Genomic DNA, 20857 nt, shown 5'->3' with positions numbered 1-20857 from the left:
TCAATGGTCGTTTTGATTAGCCGCTCCAGATACGCAGCTGATCCTGCCACGATCGCTGTGGCGATGATTTGCGGCCAAGATCCGCTGGGCGACAGGTACGTCCGCCCGAGCACTGCTGATGTCTTCAGACGTTGGCGACAACGGTTCCCGGCTCGTCGATCCAGAGGCGCTGTGTCGTGCCGTCCACTGTCAAGCCGAACCGGGTGTACTCGGGCCGACCAGCGTCCTGCCACCAGGCGTAGGCTGCCTCGACCTCGTTCCAGAGCCGTCGTGGACCGCCCTGCCGGACGGCGAAGTCGGTGCCGGACTCGTCGCCGTAGGCGACCGCCGCCCATGAGCCCGAGGCGAGATCGTCCAGCCGTACGGTCACACCTGCCTCGCCACTCTCGGTCCATTGGTCGCAGCTCGGCACGAGCACGGCGACAGCAAACTGAGCCGACTCGCTCCCGAAGACCTCGCCTCGCCGGAGGCTGGTACGACCGTCAAGCGCTGGGCCGGTCATGGGCACTTCATCGGTTGACCGGCGTTGGTCGCGCATCACCATGAACCACGCCGGGACAACGAACGGCCCGGAAGCTGTACCGTCCTCGTTGACCTGAAGGCGAACGAGCAGGCCACTCGGCATCGCGAGACGCCATGGCGTCACGATGTACCCGCCCGGCCGGGTCTGAGCGATCCACGCGGGCGGGACGCGGTACACAGAACAGGTGGCGAGCACGCGGTCATAGGGAGCGTGAGCGGCATAACCCTCGGTGCCATCGGCCGCGACCGTGGTCGGCGCGTAGCCCGCCTGTCGTAACGCCTGCTGCGCCGCGCGCAAGATCGTCGTGTCGATCTCAATGCTTGTCACGTTCGCGTCGCCGAGCCGGTCGGCGAGCAGCGCCGTGCTCCAGCCGCTACCCGTGCCGATCTCCAATACGCGCATGCCGTCGACGATCATCGCGGCATCCAACATGCGAGCGACGAGCGTCGGCATAGACAGAGAACTCGACGGCGACAGCCCGCGTGCGCCGCCGGGCAACACCTTGCCGTCGTCGAACTGCGTCACGATCGGCTCATCAGCGTACGCGGCATGGAGCCATGCTTCCGGCTCGTCAGCGCGGGAGATCACCCGGTTGTCCCAGCCGAACCAAGCGACCTCGGGCACGAACTCATGACGCGGGACTCGCTCGAAGTGGGGCCGCCAGGCTCCCGAAAGATGCCCGGCGGCCGCCAGCTCGTCGAGTAGGCGAGCTTGCTCCATGATCACTTCTTCTTGCCTCCACCGGAGCCGCCGCTACCGCCGCTGTGCTTGCCGCCGCCCCCGGTCTTGCCGGGGTCGACGATCTTGTTCGGGTCGTAGCCGCCGGGCTTGTTGCCGTCGCTGTCCTGGCCGTGCTTTCCCACTGGCTTCCTCCCCATTCCGATGGGCGTCAGACTCCGGTCGAGGCTTCGACCTATCCCGCCCCACGCTCTGTAAGTAGCGTCGTACGTATGGTAGGTAACCATCAATGAACTTGCTTAGGTTTGCTCGCCGTCGCCCATCGCCGTCGCTTCAACGGCCTCAGAGATGAGATTGCGAGCGCGTGCCCCGAATACGGCAAGCGCTGCAAGCTCCGAGAACGCTTGCGCGTACAAGCCGATCTCGCGGGGCTGAGTCACCGTGAGATAGCCCGCGACGAGTTCGACATTCACCTCGGCATCGTCGAACATGTAAAAGCTTTCGACCGGCCACGCCGCCTCGCGGCCGACACCAAAGGGGATCACGCCGAGGCTCACGCTGGGCAGCGTCGAAACACGCAGCAAGTGGCCGAGCTGCCCGGACCACACGTCGGCACTGCCGATACCGCAACGTAGCGCCGACTCTTCGACGATGATCGAATATCGGCGGTCGCCGCGTAGGTATCGCTGGCGCTGCATCCTGACCGCAACCGCCTCGTCAATGTCGTCCGGAATGGCACGTCTACGCATGATGGCCCGCAGAATGGTGTCCGTGTGTGACTCGGTCTGCACGATCCCGGGCAAGAGCGACGGGCAGTAGAAGCGAAAGCGCCGCGTGCGTTCGTAGATGGGTGCGGCTCTTTTGGAGTGATGGCTGGTCATCCGGCGAGGGTGTAGCCCTCCCGTTGTTGCTGGTATCTGTTCTGGTGTATGCGTTGGTGTTCTTGTTGCAGGTGGAAGGCCCAGTAGGCGTTGAAGTCGCCGTTGGCGGATACGGCGCGTAGCTTGAGGATGGCTTCGGCGGTGTCCAGTCCCCAGCGGGCGCCGGTGATGTCCATGCGGTCCTTGACCAGATGCCGGCAGGCGCCCTCGATCACGCCGGTGGCGATCGGCCACCCCGCAGCCAACGCGGTGTGGTAGTCCAGGTAGGGCTGGTGGCGGGTCAGGTAGTCGGCGCACTCGTCGGCGCCGGCGCGTTCCCTGGCCGAGTATCCGTACCGGGTGGCCCGCCGACGGATCCCGGCCGCGACCTGCCCGGCCTTGCCGGACAGGATCTTGACCGCCTGCTCGCCGACCCACGCCTCGGCGGCGGGGTCACCGGTGTAGAAGAACGCCCACGCCGCTTTCCACACGTACTCGAGCACGTGGACGAAGTCCAGCACGATGTGGACCTTCACCTGGCGGCGGTCCGCCTCGGCCCGGACCGCGTCGATCTGGGCACGGTTACCGTCAACGAGCACGACCCAGGTCCGCGCCTGCCGCGGGTCACGGCGACACGCCTCGTCGAACCCGGCGGCGACGACCGGGGCGATGTCGTCGACCACGGACGCCGTCAACCACCTGGCCTGGGCGACCGGACCCCGCCGACGCCGGCCGTCGTCACCGGTGATGATCTCGGACGGGGTACGCGGCACCGGCGCCGCGTCGTAGACCACCGCCAACTCCGCCATCCGTTTACGGCCACGTTTCTCTCCCGGCGACAGCCGGGTGGTCAACCTACGGCCTGTCCGGGCGGCGGCCTTCGCGGTGGCGTCCCGTAACGCGGACGGGATCATCACGACACCCTTACCGTCGAACGACAGCACCAGCAGCCAGCCATCGCCGACCGGCCGGTGCGATCGGGTGTCGTAGAACGCGGCCACGTCCACAGCGGCGGCCACCGCCAACTCCTGCACCTGCCGTTTCCCCACACCCACCCCGCACGACCGGTCGATCGCGGCGACCGCGTCGTCGAACGATCCCCGTACCGACTCCACCGCCGCCAACCGGCGCAGCCCGTGCGAATGCCTCTCCACCGGCAGGTTCAACACCGCGTCCGCCGGATACAGGTTGGCCACTCCCGACGCCCGGTACGCCATCCTGGTCACCGTCACCGCACCGAACACCGTGCCCAGCCCCCGACCATGCCCCACCTCCACCCGGGAACGGACCACCTCATCGGCACCGACCACCCGTTCCCGGCGCACCTCCCGCGCCGCCCGCAGATCCACATGGTCCTGCAACAACAACCGCAGCAGCTCACGACCCCGCACCGCGAGGCGGTCCTCCAACTCGGCGTGCGTCAACCCGTCACTGTCCGAGCCGGCCAACCCCTCCACCAACTCCTCGAAACACTCCCGCGACCGGTCGAACGCCCCCGCCACCACGTACCCTGACACCCGGGCTCCTTCTTCGGTTGTGGATCTAGACCACCCATCAACCTACGAGAAGGAGCCCTTCAACCTTCCAACCGACCCAAACACCCCCGCGACCACTCCCCGCAACCACTCCGCGACCATAGGCAATCACCGCCTCACTCCAGAAGAGCCGCACCCATCACGGTTTCGGCCAGGTCGAGCGCTACGGAAAGCGGATCACTCGCCGTGGCTGGAAGGTAGCCTTGGTCTAACCCGCTCGCCTTCATCAAGGGGCGTAGCGTCCCTTGATGTTCGGCCGCCACAGCCGAGTGACTGATGAGGTCACGCGCTGCGTTCGCGTCCTCTTCGTGGATAGCATCCGCCACCAGCTGTTTGATCAGTCCATGTGCGACCTCGGATGGCAAGCCCACCGAGAGGTCCAGGGCCGTCAATCCGAGGCGAACGCGGAATACTGCGAGACCGGGAGTTCGCGGTACGGCTGACACTCGATTGATGAGGTCAGCGTGGTCGACGGCGACCGTCTCTACGGCCAACCCCTGCCAGGTGTTGAGGAGCCCACGCACCGCTTGCTCCCAGGGCGTCTCGATCTTGGTGGCCGTGAGGAGTGCCGCTGCTGTCAGCTCTTCGTCTTGCAGGAGATGGGCGACGATCGCGACTTGTCGTCCATCAAGGAGGGTTGGCTCGATCCCGTCGTATCGACGTATATGGGACACGGCGTCGTCCCACCGTCCGGCAAGGGTGAGGGCCCGGGTTCCGTCGGAGAGCAGGGTGCCGCGCAGCCATTTGATGATCTGATTGAGTTGTTCGGGATCGGCGGGTAGTTGTCGAGGGTGTATTTCCAGGTCGTCCAGTAGAGCGGGGCTGCCGCCGACGATGGCCGTGTACAGGTGGGTGAGTAGGCGGTACGCGCCGTCGCCGTCGCCGTCCCGAATGCGCAGGCGAGCGAGGTTGACGACTGGTTCGAGAGCGAAGCGGGCCGTGTAGCCGTTCAGCGGGGCTCGGTTGAGGTAGATGCTCGCGTGGCGGCGGCACCAGGCGCGGGCAAGATTGGGGTCGCCGCAGTCGGAGGCGACGAGGGCCGCCCCGTTGAACACCATGGACGCCTTGTCCGGATCACTCTCGCAGTGTGCGGTCTCGGCGAGCCTGACGAGTCGGTCTACCCGAGCGTCCAGGGGTTTGGCGGGCGGTCGTTTACGGGCGACGAGAGGGAAGCGGGCCGCGATGGTGGCGGCAAGAGACGGAGTCATGGCGTCCTCATCTGCTGCGGAAGGGCCGCATGGTGGCAACGATGTCCGTCCCGGTCGTGCGTGACGTCTCAGCTGCGCTCGTCCCGGGTCGCCGGGGCGGGACAGGGCATGGCACCGTCCCGGCGTGGATGCAGTCAGAAGGCGATCGTGAGGATGGTGTCGGATCGGCTGATGTCGCCATGGTCGGCGGTTCGGGTTCCTGCGCGGTGGGCGGTGACGGTGGGCTGGTTAGGGCGGCCCGCAGCGTCCCATCGGTCGAGCAGGTTGGTCAGGTCGGTGGCGAGCGTGGTGGCATCCGGTCCGTGGGCAATCGCGCCGACTTCGTGGTGGCCGTCGCCCGCGTCCTGGAATGCGAGGTAGGCGATTGTGCCGCCGTGGTAGATGGCGGCACCGGCCCACCGATAGGCGGGGGTGACCAGGCCGCTGGTGCGGGCGGTGTCCCCTACGCCGAGGCGACCGAACGGCCGGTTGGCGTGTACGAGCAGCCACAGGTCGAGGTGGCCGATGGGGTCGTCGTCGGTGACCTGGATGCCGGTCCAGCGTTCGAGCCGGGGGTGACTGAGGGCGCTGGCGAGGGCGGCGCGGTCGGGCTGGTCGGTGGTGTCGAGTTTTAGGACCACGTCGGTGTCGAGGCGTACGTGGTGGTCGGTGTGTTCGGTGCTGCCGCGCATGGGGACGAATCCGCAGACCAGCGGCGTCGTGGTGCTGACGAGCTGGTGGGGGCTAATGCGGTCAAAGGCGAAGCATCGGGTCAGACCGCTCTCGTGCACGCGCAGGGGCACGACGATGCGGCCGTGGTCGGCGAGTTGTTCCCACCAGGCGGCGGAGATGTCCCAGGCTCCGGCGGTGACGATGATCCGGTTGTAGGGCGCCTGGTCGGGTTCGCCGAGGGCTCCGTCGCCGCAGATCACCTTCACGGTGTTATAGCCGGCGCGGTCGAGGCCGGTGCGGGCGCCGTCGGCGAGGTCTTGGTCGAGTTCGATGGTGACGACCGTGCCGCCGGGGCTGGTCAGCTCGGCGAGTAGGGCGGCGTTGATGCCGGTGGCCGCGCCGATCTCCAGGACGCGGTGGCCGGGTTGGGGTGCGAGCTGTTCGAGCATGTCCGCGACGAGGCTGGGGCTTGACGCTGATGACAACGCGGCACCGGTCGGGTCCCGTTTGGTGACGATCTGGCGGCGGGTGTAGACGGTTTCCAGGTCGACGCCGGGGAGGAACTGCTCGCGGGGGACCGTACGGAATGCGTGCGCGACGGGTGCCGAGCGGATGTGGCCGCGCTGTTCGAGCGTGCTGGCGAGTTGTTCGCGCAGCGTCGCGGCACTCGACGTTTCCGGTGCGGTGGGGAAAGTGTTCACTGCGTTGACCCTACTGTCGATCTTGGTGGCGGGTTGATAGCCGGATGGGGTGTCGAACGGGTGGTGGAAGGTGACGGTCACGGCCGCCGTCGCGAGCAGCCAGGCATCTGCGGCGGAGATGCCGAGCCGGTTGAACAGGAACAGAAGGTGGTGAGTCAGCACCTCGCGTAGGTCACGGGTCAGCGCGCCGTGCCGGTCGAGGAAGCCGAGGTCCGCGCCCGCCTGGACGTGGGCTTTCGGCCAACGCGGGGTGACGGCCAGCGGGCTTCCAACCGCATCGTCGGCTGCGGTGATCAGACGCTGCACCGCCGCGATCAGCCGTGGGCTCGGCGCGGGGGCGCTCGGCTCGTGCCGGCGCGAGGCGAGAAGCCGCCAGACGTCGCCCTGCTCGGAGAACTCCAGTCCGGCGGCGCGCATGAGGCGAGTGGCGAGCAGGACGCCGAGTTCACGCCGATGGGCGCCGCCGGTGGTGGCGAAATGGCCGAGGATGTAGCGGCTGTCCGCGTGGAAAAGGGTGTGAGCGATCGTCATTGCCTGGTCCCCACCGAAGGCGTATGCCTCGGGCCGGTAGATGGGCTCGGTGACACCGCGGATGCGGTCGTCGTCGGTGATGGCAGCGAGAAGGGCGTAGACCTGGGAGAGCCCGTCCCCGGGCAGAAGCCGCAGCCGCCACGTCTCGCGCTTACGGATGAACCAGAAGGCGGTGATTGCCCGGTGGTCTTCGGCACCGGTGAGCTCAGGGGCGAGCCGCGTTGCGGCGTAATCCTCAGCGCTCTGCCAGTCCGAGAACGTTAGGTTGATCTGGCGCCATCGGCTCACCTGCGCCACGCCGGGTGGCTCGTTGTCGGGTTCGGAATCGAGATCCACGATGCTCTCCTCGTCTAGTTGATCAGCAGGCTGGTGGCCCAGCGGACGTCGGTGCCGGTTGCGACGGTGTGCAGGGTGAGGGCGATTCCGGCGGGGCCTGTGATCAAGCCGGACCGTGTCGGGGTGGTGTCCGTGGCGTGCCGGACCAGCAGGCGCACGATCTCGGGCAGCTGGTTGTGCGGGCTGGTGGTGCGGGCGTCGTCGGCGGCGTACCAGGCCGTAGCGGCAAGCCCCGCCCAGCCGTGACACAGCGACGGATCGACGATCCGGCTGAGTTGGACGGGATCGGCCAGGCAGCGGGTCAGGGCCTCTTCCGCCGCCTCTTGCCGGGCGGCGTCGTCGAGAGCGATCCCGGCTAGCTGCTGGGCGCGGGCGACGCCGGGGGTGCCATAGCACCAGGACGGCCGTACCGGTCCGCTCATGGAGGGTCTCCCGGCGTGCAACTCCGCGACGGTGATCTTCTCTGGCCACCACGGTCCCGCAGGGCTGGTCTGCTGCCAGCAGTCGAGCCACGTGCAGATCCGGCGGATCGCCTCCGTCTGCCCCGGCACCTGGATGTTCTGCCGCATGGCCAGGGCCAGGTGAGCCAATGGGCCGGCGATGCCGTGCGCCATGCCAAAGTTGGCATGTCCGCCCTGCTCCGGGCCTTCGCGGTCGGCGGGGTCTGCGCTCCACCACCCCGGCGCGAGTCGGCCCGCCTCATCGTCAGTGCGTACCGGCTCGGTGAGTCGGACCAGGTACGCCAGCACCCGCCGGAGCAGATGTCCCTGCGGGGCGCGGCGCAGCAGGTAGGCTCCCAGGCCGGTCAGCCCACGTACGAGGTCGAACTCCGGCAGCGAGGGCCGGGCACGCGCCGCGAGGCGTGCCGTGGCAGCGGCCAGGCGGCGTTCCACCAGGTCATCGAGGGCATGATCAAGCGCGTCCAAGGCTGCTGGGCGGGAGTGCGGCATGGCGATGGTCAGCGCGTGGGTGACAGCGGGTGCGCCGAACCAGAGTCCGGCTCCGCTGCCGTTGTTCAGCGTGTCAGCGGTCGCGCGGCGCAGCCACGCATGCACCGGTTCCCATCCACCGTGTCCTGTCTGCGCTCGCACCCCGTGTAGGAGTGCCACCCCGGCGGCACCCCGGGACAGCGACTGGGCGTACCAGCGGGTACTGCGTGGCCCGTAGTCGTCAGCTGCGAAATCCGGGGACGGCGGCTCCGTCAGGGTGTCGGTGATACACGCGGCCATCGCCTCTGCCGCTCGTAGCAACGGCGTCCTCAGCGGTGCTCCGGTCATCGGGATGCTCCTACGGCGCGAACCCGGCGGCGCACCGCCGCCAGCGCGACATGGCGGGCCAACCGATACGTGAGCTGTTCGGCGTCTTCGTCGGGACCGAGAGCACGAACGACGTGCAGGTGTATCAGCGACGCGAGCACCGAGGCGGGGGTGAGCGGGCCGGCGACGGCGGACAGTTCGGCGGCGTACCGGTTTGCGGCCCTGGAGCGTTCCTGCCATGCATGCTGGATGGGCTCCGGAAGTTCGTTCGGGTCGAGGGTGACCGCTTGCCGCAGCACGTCTCGCTGGATCGGTGCCTGCCCGGTTTGCTCGGGGCGCGCCACCAGCCACTCGCATCCGACGGTGCGGCTGCCGAGCATCGAGGTAGCCAGGTCGACCATGCTCAGGGCGGTCAGTGCCTGCCGATCGATCCCAGACTCGGGCTGCGCTACGAGCTGAGCCAACACCGCGGTGGAGTCGGCGGCGAAAAGTCCCTCGGCCGCTACCAGCGCGGTGCCGTAGCCATACCGGCCGGACTCGGGATGGTAAGCGTCCAGGCTCCAGCCGCCGGCAAGACGCTGCTGTCGGAGCCCGGTGACCCACCTCCCGACCCGTACCGCCGCGTCGCCGTAGCTATCGGTGTGCAGTCGTAGTCGAAGATGCGGGGTGGGGCGTCGCATGCGCACGAACCACCACAGCGGTGGCTTGGGCCAGTCGGCGAACAGCGCGGGCAGCCCTCGGGTCAAGACCAGCTCCACCGTCGCGGGGTCGACGGCCACCGAAGCGGACAGCAGGCCACTGGCACCCGGTGCGAGCGGCTCGGGCGTAGCAGGTGGCGGCCAGGTGCCACGCGCGGTAAGCGCGGCCGGCGAGGCAGCGGGCGCAGCCCTCGAGGCGACGGGCACGACGATCTCGTGGGCGCGTCCGGAGAGCCAACCGAAGTCCTCTGGGCTCGCTGCGTCCACCACGGTTGCCGGTCCTGCGCTGGCGTCCAGGTGGGCACGCAGCAGGGCAAGATCCATGGACTGTTCGAGGTGGAGCCGAAGCCTCTGGTCACCGTTGCCGACCTGCACCCATGGCGGCAGCCGCAGCCTCCTCCGGAGCGCCTCCCAAGCGGTCAACCATTCGCCATCGCCTGCGTTCGCACCGGGCAGGGCCGTCGGATCGACGCGCCACCGGGCCGCCGCCAGGAGGACGCGGCCGTACCTCAGCGCGGGTCGGAACGGCAAGCAGGAAGCCGCACCCCAGTCGAACGGCTTCATTCGAGCATCCGTGGCTCGAGGCAGCTCCAGGAGAAACCGGCCGAGCAGCGGCATCGTGTGTAAGGCGGCGGCATGCGCCACTGTCGGCTCCACCACCTGCCGCCGCGACATCGACACCAGGACCAGCCGATCACGACCGGCAGTCACACCGAGGTCGTCGAGGCCAATCACGTTCTCGGCCACGGGCCGGTGCTCAGCCAGGCTGACCATCCATGGAAGTACCTGCGGAGAGTTGAGCACGTTCTGGCTGTGCAGCTTGCGCGGCGGGAAGCTCAGCTGCGCCGGCATTGCCCCGGCCACCGCGACAGGAAGACGGGCGAACTCTCGGCGCATCAACTCCCGATCGGCGTAGGGCAGCCCGTCGAGGAAGCGTCCGCTCGTCGCCATCGCCGAGCGGCCCATGCCGGTCAACGCGACAGTGAACTGTCCCTTTGTCAGCGCCTCCAGCGAGACCGCGCGGACCTCTGCCGAGACGTCGACGTGGGGGCTGACAGGTCCCGTGACCCGGTTAGTACCGGCGAGCCAGTCGACGGCCGTGTCATCGAGGACCACCTCACGAGCGCCGTCGATCAATGCCTCCTGAGCCATCGCGAGCAGGCGCTCGTCACGGCCCGACAGTGGAGCCGCAGGCGCGTCGGCCACAGTGCCGAAGTGTTCTGGGAAACCCAACCCGACCAGCGGATCTACCAGCCGATCCAGCGGCACCACCGCCGTCATCCCGTAGCGGTCGACGAACCGGGCACGGTACGCGCGCCACTCGGGCCGTCCCGCCGGATCTGGCGTCAGCCGTCGTAGCACCTCGACCGATGCGGCGATCTCGGCGGCGACCTGCTCCGGCAGGGTGATCCGATTCGCGAGCTGAAGATCCACCGCGAGCGGCTGGGTGGCCGCTGCCACGCTGCGCATGCGGTCGGCGAGCCCACGAAGGTACGTCGCGCTACCTGCGCTGGTACCACCGAGACGACCATGCAGCGAGCGCAGCTCGACCCGAAGGGCTCGCTGTCCCTCAAGATCACCGTCGAACGCCGCATCGAGGGTGTCCAGGACATGCCTGATCGGGTCTGCGCACGTCGATGGTGGTCGGAGAGCGGAGATCAACACGCCGTGGCCCACCAGGCCGGCAACCATTGCGTCAGCGGACGCGCGTGGGGAGCCTGGAAACGCGGCAGCGACCGTGTCGACCAGTTCATCCCACGGCACAGGGGCACCGGCGAGCGATACCGCCAGCCGTACCGCTGCGGTGTTCCTCACTGAGGTCGATTCCGCACTTGCCGAAGTGTGCGGCCGGCGCGCCACGACGATCCGGGGCCCGTTCACCAGCGCCAGGTTGTTCGCCTGCACTGGCAGACGGCGGCGCACGTCGGGCTCAGCTTCAAGGCGCGCGATCAGGGACGCGAGCCAGCTCGCGTCTGGCCGTACCCGGATCGCCGGCTGCCCTGCTGGCACCACCGCAGCCACCGTGTCGAACCGCAGGGCCGCCACCCCCGAGAACAACCCGAAGGGAGTCGCACGCCGCTGCGCACGGACCAGGTACCTCGCGAGCGCCAGCGCGACCCGCCACTCTCGGTCCGGAGTTGCGCCTCCTGCGGCGAGGACCGTTTCTACGCGAGCAGCGAACTCAGCCTCGATCCACCGATGAAGGTTTGACCGGCAGGACTCCGGCTACAGAAAGTGCCCTCTGAACTGGAAGGATAGGAGTTCTGACGCTTCTATCACTCGGTTCGAGAGGGCACCTCGCAGGTGAGAATACGCCAGGACGCGCCGGTGGTGCGCGCGACGTTCGACGATCCGAATCTGGTGTCGTGTGCCGGTCTCGTTCCGGTGATGCGCCTTGCCGAGCAGGCCGGTCTGCACGACGCGGTCGCAGACCGGGTCAGGCTACCGACGGACAAGGGCGCGAACCCGGCCGGCAAGGTCGCCACGATCGTGGCCGGGATGCTCGCGGGCGCGGACAGCATCGACGACCTCGACATCGCCCGGCACGGCGGCATGCGGTCGCTGTTCGGCGGCGTGTACGCGCCGTCGACACTCGGGTCGTTCCTGCGTACGTTCACCCACGGGCACGTACGGCAGTTACAGGCCGCCGCCCGCGACACCCTGATCGGTCTGACCGGCCGGGCACCGATCCTGACCGGCGCCGACACCCTGTGCTTCGTGGACATCGACTCCATGCTGCGGCGGGTGTACGGCAAGCAGAAGCAGGGCATCGGGTTCGGCCACGCCAAGGTCGGCGGCTACAACGTCTACCTGCGCGGCTACAACCCCCTGGTCGCGACGCTGTCCACCCCGCTGTCCGCGCCGGTGATCGCCGCCACGAGGCTGCGGTCGGGTAACGCCGGCTCGGCCCGGGGCGCCGCCACCATGATCGCCGAGGCCATCACGACCGCCCGGGCATGCGGCGCTTCGGGGGAGATCATGGTGCGAGCGGACTCGGCGTTCTACGCCAAGACGGTGATCAGCGGCTGCCGGCGTCGTGGCGTGCGGTTCTCGGTCACCTGCCGCATCGACCCGAAGATCCGCGCCGCGTGCGACGGCATCGCCGCCGACCAGTGGGTCGACATCACCTATCCGCAGGCCGTCTGGGACGAAGACGCCGGCCGGTGGATCTCCGACGCGCAGATCGCCGAAACCACGTACACCGCGTTCGCCGGCACCCGACACGAGGCGACCGCCCGGCTGATCGTGCGCCGCGTCCGCCGCGACGACCCGCAACAGATCCCCGGCCAGGACGAACTCCTGCCGACCTACCGGTACCACGCCGTGTTCACCGACAGCCCGTACACCCTCGTCCAGGCCGAAGCCCAGCACCGGCAACACGCGATCATCGAGCACGTCAACGCCGACCTGATCACCGGGCCCCTCGCCCACCTGCCCTCCGGACACTTCAGCGCCAACGACGCCTGGCTGACCTGCGCCGCGATCACGCACAACCTCACCCGCGCCGCCGGACACCTCGCCGCGGGCACCTGGTCGACCGCCAGACCCGCCACCATCCGGACCCGGATCATCACCGTCGCGGCCCGCCTCGCCCACCGGGCCCGCACCATCCACCTACACCTGCCCGAGTACTGGCCCTGGCAGGCGGCGTTCGACAACCTGTTCACCGCCGTCCAGCCGGCACCCGGCTGACCACACCCCACCAGCCGAAACCAGGCGGCCCGACCACAGGCCACAATCCCCGTTCCACCTCGAACCCTCACCCTCGGAGCAAGCCGATCACGTGATCGGCGACTCCCTCACGCCCGCCCCACCACCCCAATACAGAAATGTTCAACCAACATTTAGCGGCAACCGCGTCGGTGGATCGAGGCTCAGGACTGGGCTGACCAGCTACCGACCCACCTCGCCCGGATCGCCGCTCTCCTGATCCCCACCCGACGCGAACGCACCTGCCCCCGCGCGGTCAAACGCGCCCGCCACAACCAGTACCGGGTCAAGAAACCCCACGAACCGGCCAGCATCCGCCACCAGCGTCCACCGACCATCCACATCCATCGGGTCCAGCCACCATCAAGATCAACCTAGGCTACGTGGCATTGTTGTGTCCCGAACGCGAAAGGACAGGAATATGTAGGAATATCTGTCTTGCGGCGATGCTGTACGGAAGATGAAGGTTTGGCCCTTCGGAGTCGCTCTGCTGGGGGAGGCTTCAAACCACCTCATGCTGCATTAGCTGAAGACTGTTGTGGTGAACGATGGGGAAAAGGCATCCATTCGAGATGTCAGGTGGGGGTCGGGAAGGCGAGCGAAAGCGAATCGCTGATGACGTGTCGAAAATTAGAAGGCGACATCGAAACCGGGGTGTCAATGCGATCCCGGGATGAGTCTGGCGGGGACCAGTTTACTGGCCAGGCGGTGTCCGGCATACAGGCGACGCGAGCCCGACCTGCGGCTTTCGTGCGGAACGGGAGAAGGCGTGTGAGGAAACTACCCGCCGCTGCTGGGGCGGGTGAGAGGGAGCGTTCCGGGCGGCCCGAAGCCGTGAGGAACTGAGTACCGTTGCCGATCGCGCTGGCGGACCGACTCGTAGTAGTGGCGAAGCTCCTGTAATAGGGGTGGAGCGAAGGGGTCGGGTCGTTCGTGACTGGTTTACTCGATCAACCAGCCTTGTGGTTGGGAGGAGTCGCGTGGATGAGTTGAAAGCACTGGGCAAGCCGTTCATGATTTCGAAGCGGGCTGTCTGGGAGGCGTACGAGAAGGTGAAAGCGAACAAGGGTGCCCCGGGCGTGGATGCGGTGTCCCTGGCGGACTTCGAGCAGGATCTGAAGAACAATCTGTACAAGATCTGGAATCGAATGTCGTCGGGAACATACTTTCCGCCTCCGGTGCGTGCGGTGGAAATTCCCAGGACTGGGGGAGGCGTCCGGGTTTTAGGCGTGCCCACGGTCGCGGACCGGATCGCGCAGACGGTGGCAGCGCGGGAGCTGGAAGCGCGGGTCGAACCGATCTTCCACCCTGACTCGTATGGCTACCGGCCTGGGCGGTCGGCGGTCGACGCGGTAGCTGTTTGCCGTAGGCGGTGCTGGCAGAACGACTGGGTGATCGATCTGGACATCCGGAAGTTCTTCGACACGGTTCCGTGGGAACTGCTACTAAAAGCAGTCACCGCGCATACTGATAAGCCCTGGGTTCTGTTGTATGTGGGACGCTGGTTGAAGGCGCCACTGCAACTACCCGACGGCGTGCTACAGGAAAGAGATCGTGGTACCCCGCAAGGGTCCGCGATTTCACCGGTCCTGGCTAATCTGTTTCTCCATTACGCGTTCGACGCGTGGATGGCCAAGGTGTTCCCGGTCGTCCGGTTCGAGCGTTACGTGGATGACGTGGTCGTGCACTGCGTCAGTGAACGGCAAGCTAAATACGTGCTGGCCGAGATCACGAAACGGATGACTGGGGTTGGGCTTGCTCTACACCCGGAGAAGACCCGGATCGTCTACTGTCAGGACGACAACCGGCGTGCAGATTCATCCGAGCACACCGAGTTCGTTTTCCTCGGCTACAGCTTCCGGAGACGCTCCGCGCGAACAAAGGAAGGAGCGATGTTCCTGTCGTTCCTGCCGGCGATCAGTAGCCAGGCCCTGAAGAAGATCAGTGCCCAGGTGCGGTCCTGGCGGCTGCACCATCGCACATGCCTAACCGAAGCGGACCTCGCCGATTGGATGAACCCGATCGTACGGGGTTGGATGAACTATTACGGGGCGTTCTACCGATCGGCCCTGTATCCCCTCCTGGAACGTATCAACGCCTACCTGCTGCGGTGGGTCCGTCGAAAGTACAAACGGTTGCGGGGCAAGAGGAAAGCCCGGTCGGCATGGAACAGAGCCGTTCAGAAACGCCCGAGGGCTTTCGCCCACTGGGCGTGGGTCACCCACGCTCCCACGGTCTGGTGACCAGAGCGACAAGAGCCGTATAACGGGCGACTGTTACGTACGGTTCTGTGAGGGCCCGGGGGTGAGATTCCCCCGGGCTACTCGGCGGCACAGGCCACGAAGGAGACGGCCGGCTCGCTGCTGAGCATCGCCCAACCTGGCTGCCAAGCCACAGCGTTTCCGAGCAAGTCGATTTTTTCTAGGTGCTTGGCGATGAGATCCTTTACCCAGGGATTGCGCTCTTCTGCCATCACCACCGCCGCCACGACCCGGCGCGCGCCGTCCAGGCTGAACGTTTGCACGGTCGTCCGTTCCAGCGCCCCGCCTGAGAGGTCGCCCTCGTATTCAAGCCGGACGACCAGGGCCTGGGCGATCGACTCGTCAGGCTGGCCAAATCCGGGTCCGAAGGGAGTTATCCGCACACCTATGAGGTCAGTCCCGGTGGCCTGTTCGAGTCTGTAGATTATCCGGCCGATCTCGTCAGCCGCTGGCCGGTCTCCCCCGTGGAGGATCAGTACTCTTTCCACGGTCGCCATCTGCGCTCCCTCCCCTTGCCGCGCTTGATAGTAGTGCGCGGTGTCCGGGATCGGCCTTTGCGGGCTTGTGATGGAATATGCGGGTGACCACTTGGCGGGCCGGAGACGTCATCGATGACCGATACGAGGTAGTTCGTGTGCTTGGTCAGGGCGGGATGGGCCAGGTGTACCTCGTGCGGCACTGGGGGTGGGGGATCAACCTCGCGGTGAAGTCGCCGCAGCCGCAGCTGTTCGCCACCCCCCGCGATGTCGACCAGTTCGTCGCCGAGGCGCAGACATGGGTGTCCCTCAGCCTGCACCCCGCCGTCTGTGGGTGCCACTATGTGCGCGTGCTGGACGGCATCCCGCGACTGTTCGCCGAGTACGTCCCCGGCGGCACCCTGCATGAGCAGATCAGTAGACGCACTCTTTACGCTGGCACACCTGACGATGCCACGGCGCGAATCCTCCGGATCGCCGCACAGATGGCACTTGGGCTTGAGCATGCGCACAGCAATGGCGTGCTTCACCTCGACGTCAAGCCGGCGAACGTGCTGCTCGAAGACGGTGACGCGGGCGACGCGAAAATCACCGATTTCGGACTGGCCAGGGCCACGGGAGCCGCCCCCTCCGCTGGCGTGGGCATGACCACGGCATATGCCTCGCCGGAACAGGCTTCGGGCCGACCCGTGGACCAGAGGTCGGATGTCTACAGTTTTGCGGTGTCGGTGTTGGAGATGTTCACTGGCGGGGTCACCTGGCGAGCCGGTGCAGCCGCAGGGGCGGCCCTGGCGGAACTGCTCAGGAATGGCCCGTATGAACCCGGCCCGCCATCCGTCCCACCGGTGTTGGCGAGCCTGCTGGAGCGCTGCCTGAGCCGGGGAGTCGACGGCAGGCTAGGGTCAATGGCCGAGGTTGCCGAGGAGCTTTCGGCACTGCATGACGCGTTCGCTCCGCTGGGATCCCCGCTCCTGTGGCCAGGCGACATAGAGCTTCGTGCGGCAGAGCACAACAACCGGGCACTATCGTTCCTCGACCTCGGCGAGGAGGCCGCAGCGGAGGCTGAGTTCCAGGCCGCCCTGAGCGCCGATCCCCGGCACCTGGAAGCGACCTACAGCTCCGGGCTGCTGCGTTGGCGGGCCGGGAAGATCACCGACGAGGACCTGCTGGCCCAGGTTGAGGCCGTCCGGCGGGAGGCGGGCGATTCCTGGCTGGCACGGCTCATGATCGCCCAGATCCACTTGGAACGCGGAGACGCTGAGTCTGCACGGCAGGATCTGGATGATCTTATCCGCACCGATCCCGCCGAGCCCGAGGTCCAAGCGGCGCTCCGGGTGCTGGAGTCAGGCGGAACTGGCGGCATCGGCCTTGACCATACAGTGCGAGCGCAGTGGCACTCCGTCCCCGAGAACCCTGGCAGCGACCGGGACTACCGGAAGAGTGCGCGCTTCACCAGGGACGGCACTCGGCTCATAACGGCCGCGAGCAACCGCCGGACCGAGCTGTGGGACACCCGTTCAGGCGAGCATCTGCACACCTTCAGCGAGGAGGATTGCCCCGCCGATTACGCGGAATCCCGTGTAATCGGCTATGGCAGCGACCCGCAGGAGCGGGAGGAGTTCTTCTACCTTGGCCAGCAGGCGTCCGACGCCGACGGGTCCCAGTCGCTTGTCGTGTTGGGAAGCCACCATGGACGGCAGTTCAGGGTACGGCACGTGGACCACGCAAAGAAGATGGACAGGCTTATCACCGAACTGGACTTCCTCGTGCGGGCACTGGCCTTTACCCCGGACGGAGGCTCTGCGGTAATTGTCAGCAACGATCACCGCATTGGGGTGTGGGACCTGCACAGCGGCCAGTGCGTGCGGCAGATCATCGGCGCGACGGACTACTCACGGGCGTTGGCGTTCTCCGACGACGGGCGGTTGATGCTGTCCGGCGGCGATGCTGTGCGGTTGTGGGACTTCCGGGCAGGCCGGTGCCTGCGCACACTGCGCGGGCATACTGCGGCGGTCGCCGCCGTATGGGTTTCCCCGGATGGTGGTTCCGGGCTATCAGTCGGCTTCGATAACACGCTGCGCACCTGGTCTCTACAACCAGCGTCTGGTTATCTGGCACCGCTGCACCTCAGCCGGCCGCGTCCCACACGCGAGGTCAGTCGCGTCGGCGCCGAGGTCCGCGACCTGGTCAGGCGGTCAGTGGAGGCCATCACCGCCGGGGATTACGGCACGGCGCACACGCTGCTGTCGCGGGCACGGGGGACTCCTGGACATGAGCGGGATCCCAGGGTGCTCGGGGCGTGGCGAATTCTTGGCCATCACCTTCCCCGAACCGGGCTGCGAGCAGCGTGGACCACCCGTGTACTGTCCGGCCAGGGCGACGGGGGGCGTGGAGCCCGCACGGTAAGCATGTCCGCGGACGCCCGCGTCGCGGTCTCGGCTTGTGGGTCCAGCGCCTTCTTGTGGGACCTCGCGGCTGGCAAGCAGCTAGCCGAGATACAGGTCAGCAAGATGGTTGACGGTGTGGACATCAGCCCCGACGGGGAACGGGTCGTCTGCGGCATGGACTTCGGGCACGTCGGGGTGTACTCGGTACGCACGGGAGAAGAACTGCACAAGCTAAAGCTCCCGTACACCGGAATCCCGCACACGGCCGACGGCGTGTCGGTCGCCTTCACCGGCGATGCCCAGCGGGTCCTTCTCGGCAGCGAGAACGGGACGATCCTGGTGTGGGACCTGCAGTCTGGACGCCGCATCCGGACGCCCTCCGGCCACGAGCGCGTCGTCAAGGCTCTGTGGGCCAGCGCAGACGGCCACACCTGCGCGTCCGCCGCGATGGACTCAGTGCGGCTTTGGAACCTGCGCACCGGCGAATGCTTCCGTGAGATCCCGGCTATCGGCGACAACTCGGCAAGATCAGTGTGCATGAGTCCCGATGGCAAGCTGGTCGTCGCGACCTGGTGGGGGTCGCCGAGCATGACGCTATGGGAAGCTGCGGGAAGCTGCGTGCTTGCGGTCGACGAGAAGGACCACTCCATTGAGACCGCACGGTTCAGCCCGGACGGACGGTTTATCGTCGCAGGCGCGCGTGACAACACCATCACCGTGTGGGATACCGGTAATGGCAGGCTTTTAAGCCAGATCGACGGCCATCAAAGATACGTCTGGGACGTACGGCTCACGCCGGACGGGCGCTACATGCTATCGGCCGGGAACGATGGCACCATACGTTTGTGGGAACTGGACTGGGAACTTGCCGCACCAAGCCCGGCAGGTACATCTACCGGAGGTCTGGAATTGAGCATGGATCATTGCCATATGAGGCGGGGCACGCCGAACATCACGGTGGGGATGACCGAGTCCGACGTCAGGAAGCTGCTGGGTGACGATTTTCTCCAGATGGGAACAACGCAGCTCCGCTCGTCGAACACCAAGTACGACTTCATGGTGTCGGATGAGGCACCAGAGCGCTTTTACCGGCTCTACTCCAATCAGCCGCCCGGCTATGAGACGAAAATCGTCTTTCAGGACGGCCTCGTCATTAGCGTCGAGCAGGTCTCGCGCTAGGCCGCAAACGGCGAGTCGAGGGGTCTTCTTTGCGGGCGATAATCGTGGTGTGACCACTGCCTGGGATACGAGGACTGGCGAATGTTTGCAAACCTCAACGGACACCAGCGCGAAATCTGTGCTATGTGCCGGACGCCAGACGGGCGTTACCTTCTGTCATCAAATGCAGACCACGCCGTGCGACACTGACCTAAACTTTGGTCGTTTTGTGGGTAATAGCGCCGGTTTCGGGGTGGGTGTGGGTCGGGTGCGGGACGTGAAGAAGCTCCTGGTAGGACATGGATTGACTAGATCAACATGTTCCAACCAGGAGCTTCGGTGTCGAATTCTGCCATGCTGTCCGCCAGCGCGGTGCGACAGGCCGCCGATCAGCGGGAGACGCTGCGGGCAGCGGTGATCGCCGGGCCCGCCGGTGTCGGGACCCTCGACGAGCAGGTGACCGGCCGGTTGTGGCCACTCCTGGCCGATGCCGCACTGATCGAACGGGCGCGGGCCACGGTCGGGCACGTCGACGCCCGGCGGCGGGTGCTGACCGGAGCGGTCACGGTGATGATCGTGCTCGGGCTGTGCCTGTTCCGGCGGGAGAGCACATCGGTGGTGACCGCACGGGTGACCTCACGGCTCCCCCGGACCCGGGTGGAGGGCGCACCGACCGCCGCGGCGGTGTCGAAAGCCCGGGGCAGACTCCCCGCAGCGGTGCACCAGCGGGTGTTCACCGACGCCGCCCGGTCCACACCGACGTTCGGGCCCGAGTCGTACGCGTTCGGTCTGCTGGTCACCGCGATCGACGGCACCGTGTTCGACCTGGCCGACACGACACGGACACGGGCCGGGTTCACCACCCCGACCGGCGGCCGGTTCCCCCAGGCCCGGATGGTCGCCCTGGTCGCCTGCGGCACCCGCTGGATCCTCGCCGCCCGCATCGCCTCCTCCGGGACCAGCGAACAGGCCCTCGCCGACGACCTGATCGGCGAACTCCAACCCGGCACCATCAACCTCGCCGACCGGGGCTTCTTCTCCATGGACCGCTGGACGCGGGCGGCCGCCACCGGGGCGCACCTGCTGTGGCGGGTCAAGAACGGCGCCCGGAGCCTGCCCGCCCGACTGGTCGAGGTCCTCCCCGACGGCTCCGCGCTCGTGCAACTCGCCGAGTCCGACGCGATGCTGTCCCGCCGCCGCACCACCCGCGCCGACCGCACCCTGCCCCGACTCCGTCCGACACTCGCCCGTCTGGTCGAGTTCACCGTCACCACCCGCGACCGCGCCGGCCGCACCACCCACAGCCGCTACCGCGTCCTGACCACCCTGCTCGACCACCACCGTCACCCCGCCACCACACTCGCCGCGCTCTACGCCGAACGATGGCAGATCGAACTCACCTACGGACGACTGAAGACCACCCTGCGGGGACCCCGCACCCGACCACGCGGACACACCCCCGAACTCGCCTACCAGGAACTCTGGGCGCTACTGACCGTCTACAACGCCCTCGTCCGACTCGCCGTGACCACCGCCGTCGACCTGAACATCGACCCCGACGCGGTCAGCTTCGCCACCGTCCTCGCCCTGACCCGCGCACACCTCGCAAGCCAGGACCCCGCACCCTGCGTCAACTGCGGACACGACGACCCCGACCCCACCACCACCCTGCTCACCGCGATCGCCGCCCAACCCCACAACCGACACACCCGCACCCGCACCGGCCCCCGCACCAAACGACAACGACGAACACAACGCACCCGCGACGTCACCTACGAGATAACCATCACCCAGACCGACCTACCCAAAGCCAGCAAAACGGCCAAAGTTTAGGTCAGTGCGCCGTGCGACTTAGGAGAATGGACTGGGGACTCGCTGTACCGGATG

The 20857-nt window shown here is 67.1% G+C and carries 13 protein-coding genes; 4 read left to right on the top strand and 9 right to left on the bottom strand.

Features of this window, described 5'->3' with window-relative positions; all coding sequences use genetic code 11:
* Positions 1-124 precede the first annotated feature (124 nt).
* The 8 genes from EDC02_RS34970 to EDC02_RS34940 all read right to left on the bottom strand — a co-directional run bounded on the left by EDC02_RS34970 (position 125) and on the right by EDC02_RS34940 (position 11170).
* Positions 125-1243: a methyltransferase domain-containing protein gene (locus EDC02_RS34970; RefSeq protein WP_123607392.1), complete on the bottom strand. Its 1119-nt coding sequence runs from the start codon at positions 1241-1243 to the stop codon at positions 125-127.
* A 2-nt stretch (positions 1244-1245) separates the two neighbouring features.
* On the bottom strand, positions 1246-1386 hold the full coding sequence (locus tag EDC02_RS40595) for a hypothetical protein (protein WP_158632415.1): 141 nt from the start codon (positions 1384-1386) through the stop codon (positions 1246-1248).
* 114 nt (positions 1387-1500) lie between these two features.
* Entirely contained in the window at positions 1501-2082 is a 582-nt protein-coding gene (locus EDC02_RS34965; protein WP_123606412.1) for a DUF5753 domain-containing protein, read from the bottom strand.
* Positions 2079-3566, bottom strand: coding sequence for an ISKra4 family transposase (locus EDC02_RS34960; protein ID WP_370461507.1), 1488 nt, complete (start codon positions 3564-3566; stop codon positions 2079-2081). Before EDC02_RS34960 ends, EDC02_RS34965 begins: the two co-directional genes overlap by 4 nt.
* Before the next feature lie 146 nt (positions 3567-3712).
* The gene (locus EDC02_RS34955) at positions 3713-4804 is read right to left on the bottom strand and encodes a hypothetical protein (RefSeq protein WP_123606411.1); all 1092 of its coding nucleotides are present in this window, start codon (positions 4802-4804) and stop codon (positions 3713-3715) included.
* A 134-nt stretch (positions 4805-4938) separates the two neighbouring features.
* Positions 4939-7023, bottom strand: a complete 2085-nt coding sequence (gene fxlM, locus EDC02_RS34950) for a methyltransferase, FxLD system (protein ID WP_123606410.1) — start codon at positions 7021-7023, stop codon at positions 4939-4941.
* Between the two features lie 14 nt (positions 7024-7037).
* Positions 7038-8300, bottom strand: a complete 1263-nt coding sequence (locus tag EDC02_RS34945; protein WP_123606409.1) for a lanthionine synthetase C family protein — start codon at positions 8298-8300, stop codon at positions 7038-7040.
* Complete coding sequence (locus EDC02_RS34940; RefSeq protein ID WP_123606408.1) at positions 8297-11170, bottom strand: lantibiotic dehydratase; 2874 nt, start codon at positions 11168-11170, stop codon at positions 8297-8299. The genes EDC02_RS34945 and EDC02_RS34940 overlap by 4 nt, the downstream gene beginning before the upstream one ends.
* A 111-nt stretch (positions 11171-11281) precedes the next feature.
* On the opposite strand from EDC02_RS34940, the gene EDC02_RS34935 reads away from it, so the two are divergent.
* Together EDC02_RS34935 and ltrA are read left to right on the top strand one after the other, a co-directional pair.
* Positions 11282-12670 carry an IS1380 family transposase gene (locus tag EDC02_RS34935; protein ID WP_199757464.1) on the top strand — a complete coding sequence of 463 codons (1389 nt, stop codon included), beginning with the start codon at positions 11282-11284 and terminating at the stop codon, positions 12668-12670.
* Between the two features lie 998 nt (positions 12671-13668).
* Positions 13669-14931 carry a group II intron reverse transcriptase/maturase gene (gene ltrA, locus EDC02_RS34930; RefSeq protein ID WP_199757747.1) on the top strand — a complete coding sequence of 421 codons (1263 nt, stop codon included), beginning with the start codon at positions 13669-13671 and terminating at the stop codon, positions 14929-14931.
* Between the two features lie 77 nt (positions 14932-15008).
* Here ltrA and EDC02_RS34925 read toward each other — a convergent pair whose 3' ends face one another.
* The gene (locus EDC02_RS34925) at positions 15009-15446 is read right to left on the bottom strand and encodes a hypothetical protein (RefSeq protein WP_123606407.1); all 438 of its coding nucleotides are present in this window, start codon (positions 15444-15446) and stop codon (positions 15009-15011) included.
* Positions 15447-15529: 83 nt separating this feature from the next.
* On the opposite strand from EDC02_RS34925, the gene EDC02_RS34920 reads away from it, so the two are divergent.
* Positions 15530-18991 (top strand): protein kinase, encoded by a 3462-nt coding sequence (locus EDC02_RS34920; RefSeq protein WP_158632414.1) that lies wholly within the window; start codon positions 15530-15532, stop codon positions 18989-18991.
* Positions 18992-19309: 318 nt separating this feature from the next.
* Positions 19310-20803, top strand: a complete 1494-nt coding sequence (locus tag EDC02_RS34915; protein WP_158632025.1) for an IS4 family transposase — start codon at positions 19310-19312, stop codon at positions 20801-20803.
* Positions 20804-20857 lie beyond the last annotated feature (54 nt).

This window comes from Micromonospora sp. Llam0 (genome assembly GCF_003751085.1).
Lineage (GTDB): Bacteria > Actinomycetota > Actinomycetes > Mycobacteriales > Micromonosporaceae > Micromonospora_E.
Note: the sequence above shows the minus strand (reverse complement) of the source record. Positions and strands in the feature narration are given on the sequence as shown.

Coding starts and splice junctions, on each gene's coding strand:
- EDC02_RS34970 (WP_123607392.1), bottom strand. CDS start 1,243: ATGGAGCAAGCTCGCCTACTCGACGAGCTGGCGGCCGCCGGGCATCTT.
- EDC02_RS34965 (WP_123606412.1), bottom strand. CDS start 2,082: ATGACCAGCCATCACTCCAAAAGAGCCGCACCCATCTACGAACGCACG.
- EDC02_RS34955 (WP_123606411.1), bottom strand. CDS start 4,804: ATGACTCCGTCTCTTGCCGCCACCATCGCGGCCCGCTTCCCTCTCGTC.
- EDC02_RS34945 (WP_123606409.1), bottom strand. CDS start 8,300: ATGACCGGAGCACCGCTGAGGACGCCGTTGCTACGAGCGGCAGAGGCG.
- EDC02_RS34925 (WP_123606407.1), bottom strand. CDS start 15,446: ATGGCGACCGTGGAAAGAGTACTGATCCTCCACGGGGGAGACCGGCCA.